A 14,463-nucleotide genomic window follows, 5' to 3' on the forward strand; every position below is an offset into this window, starting at 1 on the left:
ACATCAGTGGAAGTGCTCGGTGCCGGCCGGCGCGTCTTCCGGCATCTCGGCATGCACCAGTTCGCCGGTCGGATCGGCGAACAGCGGCGCGCCGCAGTCGTCGCAATACTCGGCGACGTAGCGCTCGTTGATGCGCTTGATATGGGCGATGCCGGCATCGTTGAGGTGGGCCGCGATCTCGTTGATCGGGGACAGCGGCGTGGCGCTGACCGCCAGCGGGCCTTCCATCGGCGTGCCGTTCTCGTCTTCCTGGCCGTACAGCGGCCAGACGATGCCATACACCACGTCGGCGCTCTGGCGCATGGTGAACGAAACGCGGTATTCGTCGATCTGGATGTCCGGCGACTCTTCGCCGAAGCCGGCGATCACGGCGCGCAGGTCGGACGCTTCCACGCCCAGCGTATTGGTCAGGTAGTGCACGGCGGCGCGGATCGAGATCGGGCGGATCAGCTTGTCGGCTTCGCGGCAGGCGACGTAATACGCTTCCGGCAGCAGCAGCTCGATGCCGCAGCCCGGCAGCAGGCGCGCGATATTCGCGGTGGCCTGGGCGCGCCACTGCTCGAGGCTGCGGTTGCGCTCGTCGGCGAAACGCAGATGGTGCTGCGGCTCTTGCCAGCGGAACAGCGGCTCGCCGGCAGGGGCGACGATCGCGATCAGCAGATAGCGGGTATCGGCCAGGAAGGGCGCGGTCTCGTCCAGGTGCTGGGCCGGCTTGATGGTGCCGCCCTTGTGGGCGGCGGCGGCCAGCTTCTGCGTCAGCGCCGCGGTTTCGGCGTGGGTGCGCGGCAGCTGGTCGAGCGAATACAGGGTGGGCGCGATCGCCATCTTGGTGCCGTCGGCCAGCAGGTGGGCCGAGAAGTGGGCGCCCAGGGTCGACAGCAAGTCGTTCGGGATGGTGCCGGTGGCGATCGAGAAGCGGGTCCAGGCCAGGATCGGCGCCGCGACCAGCAGCGCCTGCCAGGTGACGTCGCCGTGCTCGCCTTGCTCGACCATGGTGGCCGATTCGCTGACCGCTTCGACGGTATCCATCAGCACGTCGTACGAGGCCAGGTCGTCCTTGAACAGGGCGTTCAGGGCGGCGTCGATGCTGTCCTGGTGGTTGGTCTTGAGCAGCTTTTGCAGGCACGTGTCGAGTTGGTGTTCCCACGCACGTTCTTCAGCACGGCTGGCAGCTTGCATGAGGGCTTGCGAGAGGCTGACGAGGCGCTGGCTTTCTGCGGAAAGTTTTGGAGTTGAATCTTTGGAAGGACGACGCATGGCGCTGGTGGGTCTCTTGTCAGTGAATGTTTCGAAAGTCCGAGGGGTGATGATAAACCCATATCCCCGGTATTGTAGTTGATTCGGCCACAGGTCATGAACAATGGCTGTCATGAAGGCCGGGCGACAGCCCCGCGAAAGAGGCGCACGCAAACGCTTGCACAATGCGCGAACAGGGTACATAATGAGAATAATTCTCATTCAAACATGTTTGGGAAGAACGATTGGAGTGTTCAACTTGTGTTTCCAAGTTGCGTTGCAAGCAGTAGCCGTTGGTGACCGGGAAAGCACTGACGGATGTTTCTCACGGAGTACCACCCCCGCCGGGCAACCGGATTCTGCCCTCCTGACACTGTCAGGAGGGATTTTTTTGTTGGTTCGACAGCAAGAAGAACGACATGATGCTGCATATTCCCGGCGTGCTGACGCCGGACCAGGTAGCCCATATCCGCGCCCGCATGGCCGGCGCGCCGGAATGGCTCGATGGCCGCGAGAGCGTCGGCCCGCAAGGCGCGAAGGTCAAGCGCAACCGCCAGCTGGGCGAGGGCACGCCGCTGGCCGTCGAACTGGGCCAGATCGTCAGCGCGGCCCTGATGGCGAATCCCATGTTCTTTTCCAGCGCGCTGCCGCTGCGGGTGCTGGCGCCTTATTTCAATTCATATAGCGGCGGCGAACATTACGGCTTGCATGTGGATGGCGCCATCCGCGCCCAGCGCGGCGGTGGTGCGCCGGTGCGGGCCGACGTCTCGACCACCGTGTTCCTGAGCGAGCCCGATGAATACGAGGGAGGCGAGCTGGAAGTGGTCGATCTTTACGGCACCCACGAGGTCAAGCTGGCGGCGGGCGATGCGATCGTGTACTCGTCGGGCAGCGTGCACCAGGTGCGGCCCGTGACGCGCGGCGAACGGGTGGCTTCATTTCTTTGGACCCAGAGCATGGTGCGCGACGACGGCAAGCGCGGCATGCTGTTCGATCTCGATACCCGGATCCAGAAGCTGCGCGCGCAGCATGGGGAGTCGGAGATCACGGTGGGGCTGACGGCGCATTATCACAACCTGCTGAGGATGTGGGCCGAGGTATAGAAGCGATGAGGCCGATGTGAAAAGGGCTGGAACCCTCGCAGGTTCCAGCCCTTTTGCTTGTCAGGCAGCCCGCCGCAGCGGGCTATCCCGATTTAGGCAGCCAGCAGCTGACGCAGCACGAACGGCAGGATGCCGCCATGCTTGTAGTAGTCGACTTCGATCGGGGTGTCGATACGCAGCAGAACTTGCACTTCCTGCGATTCGCCGTTTTCGCGGTGGATCACCAGGGTCGCCAGTTGTTGCGGCTTGATCTCGCCTTCCAGGCCCTTCAGGTCGTAGGTTTCCTTGCCGGTGATGCCCAGCGATTCGACGCTGTCGTTGCCGATGAATTGCAGCGGCAGCACGCCCATGCCGACCAGGTTCGAGCGGTGGATGCGCTCATACGAACGCACGACCACGGCCTTCACGCCCAGCAGCTGGGTGCCCTTGGCGGCCCAGTCGCGCGACGAGCCGGTGCCGTACTCTTCGCCGCCGAAGATCATGGTCGGGGTGCCCGCGGCCACGTACTTCATTGCAGCGTCGTAGATCGACATCTGTTCGCCGGTCGGCTGGTGCAGGGTGATGCCGCCTTCGACTGCCGAACCGTCGGCCTTCGGTGGGATCATCTTGTTCTTGATACGCACGTTGGCGAAGGTGCCGCGCATCATGATCTCGTGGTTGCCGCGGCGCGAGCCGTAGGAGTTGAAGTCCGCTTTGAGGACGTCATGTTCCTTGAGCCACTTGCCTGCAGGACCGTCTTCCTTGATCGAACCGGCCGGGGAGATGTGGTCGGTGGTGATCGAGTCGCCGAACACGCCCAGTGCGCGGGCGCCGGTGATGCCGGTGGCGGCCGCTTTCGGGGTCATCTCGAAGTCGGCGAAGAATGGCGGTTCGGCGATGTAGGTCGATTCAGGCCAGTTGTAGACTTGACCTTCGGTCGACGACACGCGTTCCCACAGCGCGCCAGGGTTGCCCTTGACGTCGGCGTAGTTCTTCTTGAAGACGTCCGAGTTCATCGCGAAGCGCATCAGTTCGCCGATTTCCTGCGACGACGGCCAGATGTCGCCCAGGTAGACGTCGACGCCGTTGCTGTCCTTGCCCACTGGCTCGGTCATCAGGTCTTTCGTCATGTTGCCGGCGATCGCGTAAGCGACGACCAGCGGTGGCGAGGCCAGGAAGTTCGAACGGATGTTCGGGTGGATACGTGCTTCGAAGTTGCGGTTGCCCGACAACACAGCGGCAGCGACGATGTCGTTCTGGGTGATCGCGGCGTTCAGTTCCGGGGTCAGGTCACCGGCATTGCCGATGCAGGTGGTGCAGCCGTAGGCGGTCACGCCGAAGCCCAGCTTGTCCAGGTAAGGCAGCAGGCCGGCGGCGGTCAAGTACTCGGTGACCACGCGCGATCCTGGGGCCAGCGACGACTTGATGTGCGGCGCCACGGTCAGGCCGCGCTCGACGGCTTTCTTGGCCAGGAGGCCCGCGGCCAGCAGCACGCTCGGGTTCGAGGTGTTGGTGCACGAGGTGATGGCGGCGATCAGGATGTCGCCGTTCTTCACGCGCACGCCGTTGGTGGTCTCGTAGACCTTGTGCAGGTCGTCCGGGTTCTTGTTGAAGCCGTTCTGGGTGGTCGGCTTGCTGAACAGCTCGGTGAAGGTGTTCTTCACGTGGCCCAGTTCGATACGGTCTTGCGGACGCTTCGGACCGGCCAGCGATGGGGTCACGGTCGACAGATCCAGTTCCACCACGCGGGTGTAGTCGATCTCGCCCTCTTGCGGGATGCCGAACATGCCCTGGGCCTTGTAGTAGCCTTCGAAGGCAGCCAGTTCTTCTTCGGTACGGCCGGTGCCGCGGAAGTAGTCGACGGTCGCTTCGTCCACCGGGAAGAAGCCCATGGTCGCGCCGTATTCAGGCGCCATATTGCCGATGGTGGCGCGGTCGGTGGTCGACAGCGAGCGGGTGCCTTCGCCGAAGAACTCGACGAACTTGCCTACGACCTTTTCTTTGCGCAGCAGCTCGGTGATGGTCAGCACCAGGTCGGTCGCGGTGCAGCCTTCGCGCAGCTTGCCCTTCAGGTTGACGCCGATGACGTCCGGGGTCAGGAAGTATACCGGCTGGCCCAGCATGCCGGCTTCGGCTTCGATGCCGCCCACGCCCCAGCCGACGACGCCGACGCCGTTGATCATGGTGGTGTGCGAGTCGGTGCCGACCAGGGTGTCAGGGTAGTACATCTCGCCCTGTTTCATGACGCCGCGCGCCAGGTATTCCAGGTTGACCTGGTGGACGATGCCGAAGCCCGGAGGAACGACGCCGAAGGTGTCGAAGGCCTGCATGCCCCACTTCATGAACTGGTAGCGCTCGTTGTTGCGCTGGAATTCCAGTTTCATGTTCAGGTCGAGCGCGCCCGGCTCGCGGAAGTGGTCGATGGTGACCGAGTGGTCGACCACCAGGTCGACCGGCACCAGCGGCTCGATCTTCTTTGGATCCGCGCCCATCTTGGCGGCGACGTTGCGCATCGCGGCCAGGTCGGCCAGCAGCGGCACGCCGGTGAAGTCCTGCAGCACGACGCGGGCCACGACGAACGGGATCTCGTCGGTACGCTCTGCGGTCGCGCCCCAGTTGGCGACTTGCTTGACGTGCTCTTCGGTGACCTTCTTGCCGTCGCAGTTACGCAGGACGGATTCGAGGACGATACGGATCGACACCGGCAGGCGCGACAGGTTCACACCGAGGTTTTCCGCCAGCGCCGGCAGCGAATGGAACTGGCCGCTCTGGCCTGCGCCGATCGGGAATTCCTTCAGTGTGTTCAGAGTGTTGCGAGACATAATCTCTCCTTCAGTGGGAATATTGTTATTTCAACAGCAGCGTTCACGGAAATAACGGACCAGATATAACTTCGGGCGACAGAACGGCATGGACTTCCGGGAAAAAATCCGCGCCGCATCTTCAAGTCTTGCTCGCCTCCGGTTCCGCGGTCGCCACGATCGCGGACTGTTCGGCGTTCTTGCATTCATTGGCCAACTGGCGGTTGAGCTTCGAGTCGAGCAGGATGCCCTTGGACGGGATACCGATCCAGATCAGGCCATAGTGCGGATTCTCGAAGCGCAGCGCGCCGGTGGTGGTGCCGATGCGCGCCAGGCGGTGCAGGCGCTGTTTCCAGCGCAGCGCGATATGGCTGTCATCGGTCTCGTTGGTATAGATCGTGATCTTGTTGCCGAGTTCGCAAGCGTATTCGGTCACCTTGGTGTCGGTGATGTCCGGCTCGTTGACTTCGAGCGGGTTCGCCGCGACCGCAGCAGCGGCAGCAGCTGCAGCCGCCGCGGCTGCCGCTTGCGCTTTCTTGGTCGGTTTCTTCTTGGCTTGCGCTTTCAGGACCGCTTCCGCTTTCGGATGCTTTTCCTTGGTGACTGCAGCGCTTGCCGGCGCGCACACGACGGCAGCCGCGAGCGCGACGGCGCAGGCGGCGATCATTTTCGGGAGGAGGGTGGCCATGGTCGGTTTATTCGCTGTCGGGGAGGTTGACGATTGCGGCAGCGGCTTCCGGCAGCGCGAGGCCCGCCAGTTTGGCACGCTGCAACACCGACCAATAATATCGGTAGCTCGCACGGTCGTGCAAGCGGCCATGTTGGGCAATCGGTCCCCAGTCCGCGGCCATGGCCTCCATCAAGATATTCGTCGCTTCATTGACCTCGGACAGACGCGGCGTAAAGGCCTTCAGGATCGGCTTGATCTGGTCCGGATGGATGCTCCACATCCGGGTAAAGCCGAATTCGGCGCCGGCGCGCTGGGCGTCGTTGGCGACAGTCGGACTGTCCTTGATGTCGGTCGTGACGTTGTGCGACGCTACCTTGCCGTGTGCATGGCAGGCCGCCACCATCTCGAGCTTGGCGCGCACCACCAGCGGGTGCGTGAACTGGCCCGGGGTGCGCATCGCGCTCGCGGGAATCGCGCCGTAGTGGCTCGAGACGAAGTCCATGATGCCGAACGACAGGCATTCGACCTGGGGCAGGGCGGCGATGTCGTAGGCTTCGCGCAGCGCGCCGTGGGTCTCGATCAGCACGTGCACCGGCAGATCCGCGCGGCCGGCCGCCTGGGCGTGCTGGTTGATCAGATCGATCGCGCGCGTCACTTCCATCGCGCTCTCCACCTTGGGCAAGACCACATAGGCCAGGCGCTTGCCGGCGCCGCCGACGATGAATTCGACGTCCTTCGCAAAATGGGGGCTGGCCGGCTCGTGCAGGCGCGCGCCGATGCGATCGAAATGGTTGTCGTCGCTGTTGACGAGCTGCGCCACCAGGATGGCGTGCTCCAGTTCGCTGCCGGCGGTGGCGCCGTCTTCGCAGTCGAAGGTGATGTCGAACAGGGGGCCAAGCTCTTGTTGCAGGGCCATCGATTTGCGCATCAGCTTCTCGGAACCGGCGTAGTGATCGCAGGCGGGGAGAAGGAGCGGCTGGCGTTTGCCCTGGAATAAAACCTCGGATGGATGCATATCTCTCTATTTACAACGCTTGGTTACCACGTAAAACCGCCGTGCCGGTTCAAGGGCACGGCGTTGTTGGCGCACGGCAATCGTCGTGCGCCATATTCAGCATCAGCCCAGCAGGTGAGCGACGCCGGCTTTCTCTTCTTCCAGCTCTTTCAGGGTCAGGTTGATGCGCTCTTGCGAGAATGCATCGATGTCCAGGCCCTGGACGATGGTGTATTCGCCGTTCTCGGTGGTGACCGGGAAGCCGAACATGGTGCCTTCAGGGATACCGTAGGAACCATCCGAAGGGATACCCATGGTGGTCCACTTGCCGTTGGTGCCCAGCACCCAGTCGCGCACGTGGTCGATGGCGGCGTTGGCGGCCGAAGCAGCCGACGACAGGCCGCGCGCTTCGATGATGGCGGCGCCGCGCTTGCCGACGGTCGGCAGGAAGGTGTTGGCGTTCCATTCCTGGTCGTTGATCAGGTCCTTGATCGACTCGCCGCCGGCGGTGGCGAAGCGGTAGTCGGCGTACATGGTCGGCGAGTGGTTGCCCCACACGACCATCTTTTCGATGTCCTTGACGGCCTTGCCGGTCTTGGCGGCCACTTGCGACAGGGCGCGGTTGTGGTCCAGGCGCAGCATGGCGGTGAAGTTCTTGGCCGGCAGGCTAGGGGCCGATTTCATCGCGATGTAGGCGTTGGTGTTGGCCGGGTTGCCGACCACCAGCACCTTGACGTTGCGCGAAGCGACGGCGTCCAGGGCTTTACCTTGCACGGTGAAGATCTGGGCGTTGGCTTCCAGCAGGTCCTTGCGCTCCATGCCCGGGCCGCGTGGGCGGGCGCCGACCAGCAGGGCGACGTCGACGTCCTTGAAGGCGGTCATCGGATCCGAGTGGGCGGTCATGCCTTCGAGCAGCGGGAATGCGCAGTCGTCGATTTCCATCATGACGCCCTTGAGCGCCTTCTGTGCCTTCTCGTTGTCGATCTCGAGCAGCTGAAGGATGACCGGCTGGTCCTTGCCCAGCATGTCGCCGTTGGCGATGCGGAACAGCAGGGAATAGCCGATCTGGCCGGCCGCGCCGGTGACGGCGACGCGCATTGGGGTTTTAGCCATGATGAATCTCCAAAGTGGGAATGAAAACGGTTTGCGCCGGTGTCGACGCCGAGCATACGCCTGTTTGGTTACAAGTTACTTTCACTGCGGTTGGGTGAGGCTGCAATGATACCAAAAGCGCACTTCAAGCCTTCAAGGTCAAAAGACGGGTGTCGCGCGCGTACAATGATGTCAAGAGTGGCGCCGACTCCCGGTCGGCCATGAGTGTATTCCTCTGCCGTTTGGTCTGTCAATTCAATATCATATGTCTTATATAAGACACATATCTAAAGACCTCTAATACTGGACGGTCATGCACTTTTGTGGTGAAATCGCGGTCTATGAATTCCGCCCCGTCCAATCCGGCCGTTGATCCTGTCAGCAGTGGCTCGCCGTCGTTCCGGCCCCTCTACCAGCAGATCAAGGCGCTGATCACCCAGAGCCTGCAGGCCGGTGAATGGAAACCTGGCGAACTCATGCCGAGCGAAGTCGAGCTGGCGGCCCGTTTCAAGGTCAGCCAGGGCACCGTGCGCAAGGCAATCGACGAGCTGGCCGCCGAGAACCTCGTGCTGCGGCGCCAGGGCAAGGGCACCTTCGTTGCCAGCCACGCCGAAGAGCGCGCCCATTTCCGCTTCCTGCGGCTGATGCCAGATGAAGGCGTCCCCCATCATCCCGAGAACCGCTTCCTCGAGGTCAAGCGAATTCGCGCGCCGGCCGAGGTCGCGCGCCTGCTCGATCTCAAGTCGGGCGACGCCGTGGTCTACATCAAGCGCGTGCAGTCGTTCGACGGCCAGCCGACCATCCTGGAAGAGCTGTGGCTGCCGGGGCAACTGTTCAAGGGTTTGAGCGCGGAGCGGCTGCAGGAATACAAGGGCCCGATGTACGGCCTGTTCGAGACCGAGTTCGGCACGCGCATGATCCGCGCGACCGAGAAGATCCGCGCGGTGTCGGCCGACGCGGCCACGGCCGAGCACCTGAAGGTGGCGCCGGGCACGCCGCTGCTGTTGGGCGAGCGGGTGTCGTTCACCTACGGCGACAAGGCCGTCGAACTGCGCCGCGAGCTGTACTCGACCGCGAAACACCATTATTTGAACGAATTGTCTTAAGGAGAATAAAGCTGAAAACAGACGAGTAAATATTCTCTGTTTTCTGTCTTTTCAAATAATTCGGAAAATAGCCAAATGGGATAAAACTACCCTCTGCGGCGATCGCGCGAATGCGATTAAAATATATTGGTTTTGGGTACGCGACGGACATGACCCGGTTCGCCGCTCGCTGTCCCGCTGGCCTGGTCCCACTTTCCCGGACCAGGCCGTGAAATCGGCAAGAATGCAGGGTTCATACAAAAATTTGTCATAAATGGGAGGTGTACCATCATGTCGGAAGCCGTGAGAGAAGCAAGCAAGAAAGGGCGGCCGGTGTATCGCAACGTCGGAATCGGCGATATCACGACGAAATATCGGATGCCGCCGTCGGCGATCGTGTCGATCCTGCACCGGGTCAGCGGCGCCGGGCTGTTCCTGCTGCTGCCGTTCCTGCTGTATTTGTTCCAGCAGAGCCTGCTGTCGGAATCGTCGTTCGGCTACTTCGCCGGCATCGTGTCGCACCCGCTGGTCAAGATCATCCTGCTGGGCCTGTCCTGGGCTTACCTGCACCACTTCACCGCCGGCATCCGCCACCTGTTCATGGACAATCACTTTGCCCTGGACAAGGACGCAGCCCAATCGACCGCGCGCTGGGTGCTGATCATCAGCCTGCTGCTGACCGCCCTGGTCGGCCTGAAACTGTTCGGAGTGTTCTAAACCATGGCAAGCAAGAATAATATCGGCCAGCGCCGCCTCGTCGTCGGCGCCCATTATGGCTTCCGCGACTGGCTGGCCCAGCGCGTTACCGCGATCCTCATGGCGGTCTACACCGTCGTCCTGCTGGCCATGTTCCTGTCCGGCCAGAATTTCACGTATGAAGGCTGGGCCGGCCTGTTCGCGAAGCAGTGGTTCAAGCTGCTGTCGATGGTCACCTTCCTGGGCCTGTACTACCACGCCTGGGTCGGCATCCGCGATATCTGGATGGACTACGTCAAGAACGTCGGCCTGCGCCTGACGCTGCAATTCATCACCATCTTCTGGCTGGTGGGCTGCGTCGCCTATACCGTGCAAATTCTCTGGAGTGTGTAATCGTGGCAGCAATCAAAACTGCAATTCCTACCCGTCGTTTTGACGCGGTCATCGTTGGCGCCGGTGGTTCCGGCATGCGCGCCTCGCTGCAACTGGCCGAAGCCGGCCTGAACGTGGCCGTGCTGTCGAAGGTCTTCCCGACCCGCTCGCACACCGTCGCGGCGCAGGGCGGCATCGGCGCCTCGCTGGGCAATATGAGCGAGGACGACTGGTACTGGCATATGTTCGACACCGTCAAGGGTGGCGACTACCTGGGCGACCAGGATGCGATCGAATTCATGTGCCGCGAAGCACCAAAGGTCGTGTACGAGCTGGAACACTTCGGCATGCCGTTCGACCGTAACCCGGACGGCACCATCTACCAGCGTCCGTTCGGCGGCCACACCGCGAACTTCGGCGAAAAGCCGGTCCAGCGCGCCTGCGCCGCGGCCGACCGTACCGGCCACGCGCTGCTGCACACCCTGTACCAGCGTAACGTCCGCGCCCGCACCCACTTCTTCGTCGAGTGGATGGCCCTCGACCTGATCCGCGACGCCGATGGCGACGTGGTCGGCGTGATGGCCCTGGAAATGGAAACCGGCGACGTGATGATCCTGGAAGCGAAGACCACCATCTTCGCCACCGGCGGCGCAGGCCGCATCTTCGCGGCTTCCACGAACGCGTTCATCAACACCGGCGACGGCATGGGCATGGCGGCGCGCGCCGGCCTGCCACTGCAAGACATGGAGTTCTGGCAGTTCCACCCAACGGGTGTCTCGGGCGCCGGCGTCCTGATCACCGAAGGTGTGCGCGGCGAGGGCGGTATCCTGATCAACTCGAACGGCGAACGCTTCATGGAGCGCTATGCACCGACCCTGAAGGACCTGGCGCCGCGCGACTTCGTGTCGCGTTCGATGGACCAGGAGATCAAGGAAGGCCGCGGCTGCGGTCCGAACAAGGACCACGTGCTGCTGGACCTGCGCCACATCGGCAAGGACACCATCGAGAAGCGCCTGCCTTCGATCCTGGAAATCGGCCACAAGTTCGCCAACGTCGACGCGACCAAGGAACCGATTCCGGTCGTTCCGACCATCCACTACCAGATGGGCGGCATCCCGACCAATATCCACGGTCAAGTGGTCGCGCCTGACGGCGCCGGCGGCCAGAAGATCGTCAATGGCCTGTACGCGATCGGCGAATGCGCCTGCGTCTCGGTCCACGGCGCGAACCGCCTGGGCACCAACTCGCTGCTCGACCTGGTGGTCTTCGGCCGCGCGGCCGGCAACCACGTGGTGGCGTCGAACCTGAAGCAGAAGGCGAACAAGCCGCTGCCTGCGGACGCGGCCGACTTCGCCCTGGCGCGCCTGAACAAGCTCGAGACCTCGGTCGGCGGCGAAAAAGTGCAGCACGTCGCCAACGACATCCGCGCCACGATGCAGAAATACTGCGGCGTGTTCCGTACCCAGGAACTGCTGGAAGCGGGCGTCAAGGAGATCATGAAGCTCGACGAGCGTCGCAAGCACGTGTCGTTCCAGGACAAGTCGAAGGTGTTCAACACCGCCCGCGTGGAAGCGCTGGAACTCGACAACCTGATCGAGACCGCGAAGGCGACCATCGTGTCGGCAGCGGCCCGTCCGGAATCGCGCGGCGCCCACGCCCACAGCGACTACCCGAACCGCGACGACGCGAACTGGATGAAGCACACCCTGTGGTTCTCGGAGAACAACCGCCTCGAGTACAAGCCCGTGGTGCAGAAACCGCTGACCGTCGAGACCTTCAAGCCGAAGGCCCGTACTTTCTAATATTGACTGGGCCGGGGCATCGCGCCCCGGCCAGATACAACAGGTAATCAAATGGCACGCACCGTCCAACTGAAAATCTACCGCTACGATCCGGACAAGGATACGAAGCCATACATGCAAGACGTGACCGTCGAGCTGAAAGACACCGACAAGATGCTGCTGGACGCACTGCAGCGCATCAAGTCGGACGTCGACGATTCGCTGGCCCTGCGCCGCTCCTGCCGTGAAGGCGTGTGCGGTTCGGACGCGATGAACATCAACGGCAAGAACGGCCTGGCCTGCACCACCAACCTGAACGAGCTGACCCAGCCGATCGTGCTGCGTCCTCTGCCGGGCCTGCCGGTGGTGCGCGACCTGATCGTCGACATGACCAACTTCTTCAAGCAGTACCACTCGGTCAAGCCGTACCTGATCAACGACTCGATCAAGCCCGAGAAAGAGCGCCTGCAGTCGCCGGAAGAGCGCGAAGAGCTCGACGGCCTGTACGAATGCATCCTGTGCGCCTGCTGCTCGACCTCGTGCCCGTCGTTCTGGTGGAACCCGGACAAGTTCGTCGGCCCGGCCGGCCTGCTGCAGGCCTACCGCTTCATCGCCGACTCGCGCGACGAAGCGACCAACGACCGCCTGGACAACCTGGAAGATCCTTACCGCCTGTTCCGCTGCCACTCGATCATGAACTGCACGGACGTGTGTCCGAAGGGCCTGAATCCGAACAAGGCGATCGGCAAGATCAAGGAATTGCTGGTTCGTCGCGCCATTTAATTGGTGTCATGCATGCGGCGGCCGGGAAGGCGCCGCATGTGGTGTGCAGACGTGCGTTGAGCGCGGGCGGTCGACGCACGTGTGCATCACCCGTTTTGGCATTAAATATGCCGAAGCAATACAGTAAAAGTACCGTACTGCCGAATCGCGGCAGCCGGAGTATGATGTCGAACCAACAACGGACTCTAGTGTGAAACCTAGTGCAAACGCGCATCAATCCGATCCCGCCAACCGTGCCCGCCTGCGTTGGCGCGCACGTCGGGGATTGCTCGAGAACGATCTGATTCTCACGCGCTTCCTCGATGCGCACGAAGAAGAACTGACCGACGAAGAGGTCGATGCGCTGACCCGTCTGCTCGATCTGGCGGACAACCCGTTGATGGACCTGTTGCTGGGACGCTCCGAGCCTTCCGGCGAAGTCGACCTGCCGCATGTGCGTGCCTTGCTGGCGCGGTTGCGGCAAGCGTAAGCGAAATTGGGCATCCGGTCTGTCTCGCGGGCTGGTCGCGGCGCCCTCCGGTTTCGTTTTATTTTGTAGAACCCACTCCCACAAGAAGGAAGTGCCATGAACATCTCTGATACCAAAGCCACCCTGTCGTTCTCGGACGGCAGCCCGTCGGTCGACATGCCAATCTACAAGGGCACCATCGGCCCGGACGTCATCGACATCCGCAAGCTGTACGGCCAGACCGGCAAGTTCACCTACGATCCTGGCTTCATGTCGACCGCCTCGTGCAACTCGAGCATCACCTACATCGACGGTGACAAGGGCGAGCTGCTGTACCGCGGCTACCCGATCGAGCAACTGGCCGTCAACTGCGACTTCCTGGAGACCTGCTACCTGCTGCTGAACGGCGAACTGCCGAACGCCGAGCAGAAAGCGAAGTTCAGCGACACCGTGACCAAGCACACGATGATCCACGAGCAGATGAACTTCTTCTTCCGTGGCTTCCGCCGTGACGCGCACCCGATGTCGGTGCTGGTCGGCACCGTCGGCGCGCTGGCCTCGTTCTACCACGACTCGCTGGACATCAACGATGCCAAGCAGCGCGAGATCTCGGCGATCCGCCTGATCGCCAAGCTGCCGACGCTGGCCGCGATGGCCTACAAATACTCGATCGGCCAGCCGTTCATGTACCCGCGCAACGACCTGTCGTACAGCGCCAACTTCATGTACATGATGTTCGGCAACCCGTGCGAAGAGTACAAGGTCAACGACGTGCTCGTGCGCGCCCTGGACCGTATCCTGATCCTGCACGCGGACCACGAGCAGAACGCATCGACCTCGACCGTCCGCCTGGCCGGTTCGTCGGGCGCCAACCCGTTCGCCTGTATCGCAGCCGGCATCGCCTGCCTGTGGGGCCCTGCCCACGGCGGCGCCAACGAAGCGGCACTGAACATGCTGAAAGAGATCGGTTCGGTCGAGAACATCCCTGCCTTCATCGAGAAGGTCAAGGACAAGAACTCGGGCGTCAAGCTGATGGGCTTCGGTCACCGCGTGTACAAGAACTTCGACCCACGCGCCAAGCTGATGCGCGAAACCTGCCACGAAGTGCTGAACGAGCTGGGCCTGCAGGACGACCCGCTGTTCAAGCTGGCAATGGAACTGGAAAAGATCGCCCTGAACGACGAATACTTCGTCTCGCGCAAGCTGTACCCGAACGTCGACTTCTACTCGGGCATCGTGCAATCGGCCCTGGGCATCCCGACCTCGATGTTCACCGGTATCTTCGCCATGGCCCGTACCATCGGCTGGATCGCCCAGTGGAACGAAATGATCGCCGATCCGGAGCAGAAGATCGGCCGTCCACGTCAGCTGTTCATCGGTTCGCCGGTGCGCGATGTGCCGAGCATCGACAAGCGTTAATCAA

13 protein-coding genes are annotated in these 14,463 nt (G+C 62.4%); 8 read left to right on the forward strand and 5 right to left on the reverse strand.

What is annotated here, in order from left to right; genetic code table 11:
* Positions 1 to 3: 3 nt before the first annotated feature.
* A complete protein-coding gene (locus J3U95_RS18670; protein ID WP_208280170.1) occupies positions 4 to 1,257 on the reverse strand; it encodes a DUF2863 family protein in 1,254 nt (417 codons plus the stop codon).
* Between the two features lie 398 nt (positions 1,258 to 1,655).
* On the opposite strand from J3U95_RS18670, the gene J3U95_RS18675 reads away from it, so the two are divergent.
* On the forward strand, positions 1,656 to 2,339 hold the full coding sequence (locus J3U95_RS18675; RefSeq protein WP_208280171.1) for a Fe2+-dependent dioxygenase: 684 nt from the start codon (positions 1,656 to 1,658) through the stop codon (positions 2,337 to 2,339).
* Between the two features lie 92 nt (positions 2,340 to 2,431).
* Here J3U95_RS18675 and acnA read toward each other — a convergent pair whose 3' ends face one another.
* The 4 genes from acnA to J3U95_RS18695 form a co-directional block, all read right to left on the reverse strand.
* Complete coding sequence (gene acnA, locus J3U95_RS18680) at positions 2,432 to 5,140, reverse strand: aconitate hydratase AcnA (protein WP_208280172.1); 2,709 nt, start codon at positions 5,138 to 5,140, stop codon at positions 2,432 to 2,434.
* A gap of 121 nt (positions 5,141 to 5,261) precedes the next feature.
* Positions 5,262 to 5,807 (reverse strand): hypothetical protein, encoded by a 546-nt coding sequence (locus tag J3U95_RS18685; RefSeq protein ID WP_208280173.1) that lies wholly within the window; start codon positions 5,805 to 5,807, stop codon positions 5,262 to 5,264.
* Positions 5,808 to 5,814: 7 nt separating this feature from the next.
* Positions 5,815 to 6,804, reverse strand: coding sequence for an HpcH/HpaI aldolase/citrate lyase family protein (locus J3U95_RS18690; RefSeq protein ID WP_208280174.1), 990 nt, complete (start codon positions 6,802 to 6,804; stop codon positions 5,815 to 5,817).
* Between the two features lie 102 nt (positions 6,805 to 6,906).
* On the reverse strand, positions 6,907 to 7,896 hold the full coding sequence (locus J3U95_RS18695; protein WP_208280175.1) for a malate dehydrogenase: 990 nt from the start codon (positions 7,894 to 7,896) through the stop codon (positions 6,907 to 6,909).
* Between the two features lie 320 nt (positions 7,897 to 8,216).
* Here J3U95_RS18695 and J3U95_RS18700 point away from each other — a divergent pair, with 320 nt between their 5' ends.
* From J3U95_RS18700 to gltA, 7 genes are all read left to right on the forward strand, one after another.
* Positions 8,217 to 8,981, forward strand: coding sequence for a GntR family transcriptional regulator (locus J3U95_RS18700; RefSeq protein WP_208280176.1), 765 nt, complete (start codon positions 8,217 to 8,219; stop codon positions 8,979 to 8,981).
* Between the two features lie 270 nt (positions 8,982 to 9,251).
* Positions 9,252 to 9,677 (forward strand): succinate dehydrogenase, cytochrome b556 subunit, encoded by a 426-nt coding sequence (sdhC, locus tag J3U95_RS18705; RefSeq protein WP_208280177.1) that lies wholly within the window; start codon positions 9,252 to 9,254, stop codon positions 9,675 to 9,677.
* A 3-nt stretch (positions 9,678 to 9,680) separates the two neighbouring features.
* Entirely contained in the window at positions 9,681 to 10,049 is a 369-nt protein-coding gene (sdhD, locus tag J3U95_RS18710) for a succinate dehydrogenase, hydrophobic membrane anchor protein (RefSeq protein ID WP_005666160.1), read from the forward strand.
* Positions 10,050 to 10,051: 2 nt separating this feature from the next.
* Positions 10,052 to 11,830, forward strand: a complete 1,779-nt coding sequence (gene sdhA / locus J3U95_RS18715; RefSeq protein WP_208280178.1) for a succinate dehydrogenase flavoprotein subunit — start codon at positions 10,052 to 10,054, stop codon at positions 11,828 to 11,830.
* 51 nt (positions 11,831 to 11,881) lie between these two features.
* The gene (locus J3U95_RS18720; RefSeq protein ID WP_208280179.1) at positions 11,882 to 12,592 is read left to right on the forward strand and encodes a succinate dehydrogenase iron-sulfur subunit; all 711 of its coding nucleotides are present in this window, start codon (positions 11,882 to 11,884) and stop codon (positions 12,590 to 12,592) included.
* Between the two features lie 190 nt (positions 12,593 to 12,782).
* The gene (locus tag J3U95_RS18725) at positions 12,783 to 13,061 is read left to right on the forward strand and encodes an FAD assembly factor SdhE (protein WP_005666165.1); all 279 of its coding nucleotides are present in this window, start codon (positions 12,783 to 12,785) and stop codon (positions 13,059 to 13,061) included.
* A gap of 96 nt (positions 13,062 to 13,157) precedes the next feature.
* Positions 13,158 to 14,459: a citrate synthase gene (gene gltA / locus J3U95_RS18730; RefSeq protein ID WP_208280180.1), complete on the forward strand. Its 1,302-nt coding sequence runs from the start codon at positions 13,158 to 13,160 to the stop codon at positions 14,457 to 14,459.
* The last annotated feature ends 4 nt before the right edge of the window (positions 14,460 to 14,463 follow it).

Origin of the sequence: Massilia oculi, assembly GCF_017582745.1 — a bacterium.
Taxonomy (GTDB): Bacteria; Pseudomonadota; Gammaproteobacteria; order Burkholderiales; family Burkholderiaceae_D; genus Telluria; species Telluria oculi_A.

Bases quoted from the DNA above. Each gene is read 5' to 3' on its own strand.
- J3U95_RS18670 (WP_208280170.1), bottom strand. From the start codon at position 1,257: ATGCGTCGTCCTTCCAAAGATTCAACTCCAAAACTTTCCGCAGAAAGC.
- sdhD (WP_005666160.1), top strand. From the start codon at position 9,681: ATGGCAAGCAAGAATAATATCGGCCAGCGCCGCCTCGTCGTCGGCGCC.
- J3U95_RS18690 (WP_208280174.1), bottom strand. From the start codon at position 6,804: ATGCATCCATCCGAGGTTTTATTCCAGGGCAAACGCCAGCCGCTCCTT.
- sdhC (WP_208280177.1), top strand. From the start codon at position 9,252: ATGTCGGAAGCCGTGAGAGAAGCAAGCAAGAAAGGGCGGCCGGTGTAT.
- J3U95_RS18685 (WP_208280173.1), bottom strand. From the start codon at position 5,807: ATGGCCACCCTCCTCCCGAAAATGATCGCCGCCTGCGCCGTCGCGCTC.
- gltA (WP_208280180.1), top strand. From the start codon at position 13,158: ATGAACATCTCTGATACCAAAGCCACCCTGTCGTTCTCGGACGGCAGC.
- J3U95_RS18675 (WP_208280171.1), top strand. From the start codon at position 1,656: ATGATGCTGCATATTCCCGGCGTGCTGACGCCGGACCAGGTAGCCCAT.
- J3U95_RS18700 (WP_208280176.1), top strand. From the start codon at position 8,217: ATGAATTCCGCCCCGTCCAATCCGGCCGTTGATCCTGTCAGCAGTGGC.
- J3U95_RS18720 (WP_208280179.1), top strand. From the start codon at position 11,882: ATGGCACGCACCGTCCAACTGAAAATCTACCGCTACGATCCGGACAAG.
- J3U95_RS18695 (WP_208280175.1), bottom strand. From the start codon at position 7,896: ATGGCTAAAACCCCAATGCGCGTCGCCGTCACCGGCGCGGCCGGCCAG.
- acnA (WP_208280172.1), bottom strand. From the start codon at position 5,140: ATGTCTCGCAACACTCTGAACACACTGAAGGAATTCCCGATCGGCGCA.